Annotated in this window: 3 protein-coding genes; 2 read left to right on the top strand and 1 reads right to left on the bottom strand. The window is 70.7% G+C overall.

Going from position 1 to position 3,331, the window contains the following annotated elements; translation table 11 throughout:
• Positions 1 to 142: 142 nt before the first annotated feature.
• The gene (locus AMK33_RS40140) at positions 143 to 757 is read left to right on the top strand and encodes a hypothetical protein (RefSeq protein WP_073938163.1); all 615 of its coding nucleotides are present in this window, start codon (positions 143 to 145) and stop codon (positions 755 to 757) included.
• A gap of 20 nt (positions 758 to 777) precedes the next feature.
• Here the strand turns inward: AMK33_RS40140 and AMK33_RS40135 are convergent, their stop codons facing one another.
• Positions 778 to 1,740, bottom strand: a complete 963-nt coding sequence (locus AMK33_RS40135) for an RDD family protein (protein WP_073938164.1) — start codon at positions 1,738 to 1,740, stop codon at positions 778 to 780.
• Between the two features lie 149 nt (positions 1,741 to 1,889).
• Here AMK33_RS40135 and AMK33_RS40130 point away from each other — a divergent pair, with 149 nt between their 5' ends.
• A complete protein-coding gene (locus AMK33_RS40130; protein ID WP_073938162.1) occupies positions 1,890 to 2,897 on the top strand; it encodes a stage II sporulation protein M in 1,008 nt (335 codons plus the stop codon).
• The last annotated feature ends 434 nt before the right edge of the window (positions 2,898 to 3,331 follow it).

Below are 3,331 nucleotides of genomic sequence, written 5' to 3'. Positions count from 1 at the left end.
CCCGCCGCGGCGAGCGCGTCCGTACACCGGACGCGCTCCCCGGCGGCAGGTCCTCCGAGGCAGGCCCCCGCACCCCCGTGCCGGGGGCCTGCCCCTTTGGCGGACCGGCGACCGGCCCAGCCCGTCACGACCCAGGACCCCCATGCCCCGCGGCCGCTATTCGCTCCACGATCCGCACGATCACACCCCCCTCGCAGAAGAACACTTCCACTGCGCCCCCGGCCCCTCCGGCTGGCGCTACGTCTCCCAGCTCACCGCCCCCGCAGGCGATCACCTGGGCTCGGTCGACCTCGCCCTCGACGAACTAGGCCGTCCCATCCGCCTCGAACTCCACGCCGCGAGCTGGCAGGTCCGCGGCGCCGCCCTCGACGGCGTCACCTGGGTCCGCACCGACCCCACCGGGACCCACGCCACCGAAGGCAATGTGCGCGCCCACGCCTTCACCGGCTCGTCCCCCGCGTTTCTCGTCGCCATCGCCCGCCTCCTGCGCCTCACCCCCTCGGCACCAGCCACCCGCGTACGCCTCGTCGCCTTCACGGACCCGGTCCTCGCCCCGCGCACCCTGGACCAGTCCTGGGCGCTGGTGAAAAGAGAAGCACACGCCACTGACAACGGCCCCCTGACCGTGGACGAATACCAGGTCACAGCCCTGGACACGGGCGAGCAGCACTCCGTGCACCTGGCCGGGGACGTGGTCCTCGCGGCCCCCGGCATCGAACTGGAGGACCTCGAGTCACCACCGTCGGTCCTCGACTGACCGGTGTCTCCCGAAGGCACCTACGCGGGCGGGGCGAACCCCGTCGAGGGCCGATCGGCCGACGATCCCTCCTGCGGCGGGGCGACCCGCTCCCCACGCACCACGGCTCCCGGATCCGCCGGCGGATACGCAGCCGGCCGCACATCCGGCGCGACGGCCGCAGCGGGATACACCGGCGGGGCGTAGGCGCCAGCCGGACCCGCCGGACCCACGGGCCCGCCACCCCCGGCCGACCCATGTCCGAACGCCCGCCGGGCCTCCCGGGCCTGCCGCTCCTGCACCACCGCCGCGAGATACGCCGCAGGCGGCACCCCCGGCGGCACCGGCGCCCCCGTGCGCCCGGCCAGGTCCGCGGCCAGCCGCTCCGCCATCGACCAGCCGACCTGCGGATCGAGCTGCCCCATCCGCGTCAGGTACTGCCGGACGGCAAGCCACAGACCGTCGGGCACCGCCGACAGATCGAGCCCCGAGAAACGCCCGCCCAGCCACGGCGGAGGCGGCGGCACGAAACCCGTCTGCCCGACCGGCACCCGCTCCCGCACGACCAGAGTCCCCGCGAACACATCCCCGAGCCGCCGCCCCCGCGCCGAAACCAGGGACGCGATGCAGGCCACGACCCCGAGCGTCATCAGGATCTCGATCACACCGATCAGACCCCGCACCAGCGTGTGCCGGAACCGGATCGGCCCCCCGTCGTCCCGCACCACCCGCAGTCCGCAGGCCATCTTCCCGAGCGACCGCCCATGGCTGAGCGTCTCGACCAGGATCGGCCCACCGACCAGCACGAGGACGAACAAGGCGATCGAGATCGCGGTCTGCGCCGCCTCGTCCAACGAGGCCGTGGCAGCCACCAGAGCGATGGTCACCACGACATAGACGGCCACGGCCGCCACCAGATCGAGCAGCACGGCCAGCGCCCTGCTGGGCAGCCTCGCGGGGCGCAGCTCCAACGCCACCGCCTCGCCCGTCACCAGCTCACTCACGCCCGCCGCCCTTCCCTGGCCTGCCCCGAACACCGCCAGTCTGCCAAGCTGATGGCACATCGCACCGCAGTACGACCAGCAGATCAAGCCGATCATCCTTCCACCGGTCAGGCCGACCGCCGACGAACAGCCGAGGAGCAGGCACACCGATGGACCTCGACGTCTTCGTCTCCGCCCACCGCGCGGAGTGGGACCGCCTCGACGCCCTGCTCCGGCGCCAGCGCCGCCTCACCGGCGCGGAGGCCGACGAACTCGTCGTCCTCTACCAGCGCACGGCCACCCATCTCTCCCTGATCCAGTCGGCCGCCCCCGACCCGCAGCTGACCGGCCGGCTCAGCCAACTGGTGGCCCGCGCGCGCAGCGCGGTGACTGGTGCCCGCCGCGCCTCCTGGCAGGACGTCACGCGCTTCCTGTCCCACAGCTTCCCGGCCGCCGTCTACAAGTCACGCCACTGGTGGGTGCCCACAGCACTGCTCTCCACAGCCGTCGCGGCACTCCTCGGCTGGTGGATAGGCACCCACCCCGAAGTGCAGGCGTCCATAGCGGCTCCCGACGAGCTGCGCGAGCTCACCCGCCCCGGCGGCCAGTACGAGACGTACTACTCGAGCCACCCCGCGGCCTCCTTCGCCGCCCAGGTCTGGACGAACAACGCGTGGGCCGCGGCCCTCTGCCTGATCCTGGGTGTCTTCCTGGGCCTGCCGGTCCTCTGGATCCTCTTCCAGAACATGCTCAACCTGGGCGTCGGCTTCGGTCTGATGTCCTCCGCCGGCCGTCTCGACACCTTCCTCGGCCTGGTCCTGCCGCACGGCCTCCTGGAACTCACCGCGGTCTTCGTCGCAGCCGGAACCGGCCTCCGCCTCGGTTGGACCGTCATCGACCCGGGCCCCCGCACCCGACGCACAGCCTTGGCGGCAGAAGGCCGGGCAGCCCTGGCCATGGCGATCGGCCTCGCCCTGGTCCTCTTCGTCTCCGGCGCCATCGAAGGCTTCGTCACCCCATCGGGCCTGCCCACCTGGGCGCGCATCACCATCGGAGTCATCGCCGAGCTGACCTTCCTGGCCTACGTCTATGTCCTGGGCGGACGTGCGGCACGCGCCGGCGAGACCGGTGACCTGGAGGCATTCGAACGCAGCGCCGACGTGCCCACGGCTGCCTGATGTGCGTGAGGCCCCGCTGAGCTGCTAGTCTCCTCTTCGCCCCGCAGGAACCGTTGACACGGAGCAGGCGGGGAGGTAGATTCAAACAGTTGCCTGGAGACGGGGTCTGACCCGGAAGGCAACAGTGAGCGTCTATCAGCTTCTCCTCGAAACGTTGATTTCGAAGAAGCACCTCCCGAAGAATCGGAAAACGAGGGCCGGTCAGTCCGCCCCGAAACTTCTGATAAAGTCGGAACCGCCGGAAAGGGAAACGCGAAAGCGGGAACCTGGAAAGCACCGAGGAAATCGGATCGGAAAGATCTGATAGAGTCGGAAACGCAAGACCGAAGGGAAGCGCCCGGAGGAAAGCCCGCGAGGGTGAGTACGAAGGAAGCGTCCGTTCCTTGAGAACTCAACAGCGTGCCAAAAGTCAACGCCAGATATGTTGATACCCC

This window comes from Streptomyces sp. CB02400, from assembly GCF_001905725.1.
Lineage (GTDB): Bacteria > Actinomycetota > Actinomycetes > Streptomycetales > Streptomycetaceae > Streptomyces > Streptomyces atrovirens.
Note: the sequence above shows the minus strand (reverse complement) of the source record. Positions and strands in the feature narration are given on the sequence as shown.

Bases quoted from the DNA above. Each gene is read 5' to 3' on its own strand.
- AMK33_RS40130 (WP_073938162.1), top strand. From the start codon at position 1,890: ATGGACCTCGACGTCTTCGTCTCCGCCCACCGCGCGGAGTGGGACCGC.
- AMK33_RS40140 (WP_073938163.1), top strand. From the start codon at position 143: ATGCCCCGCGGCCGCTATTCGCTCCACGATCCGCACGATCACACCCCC.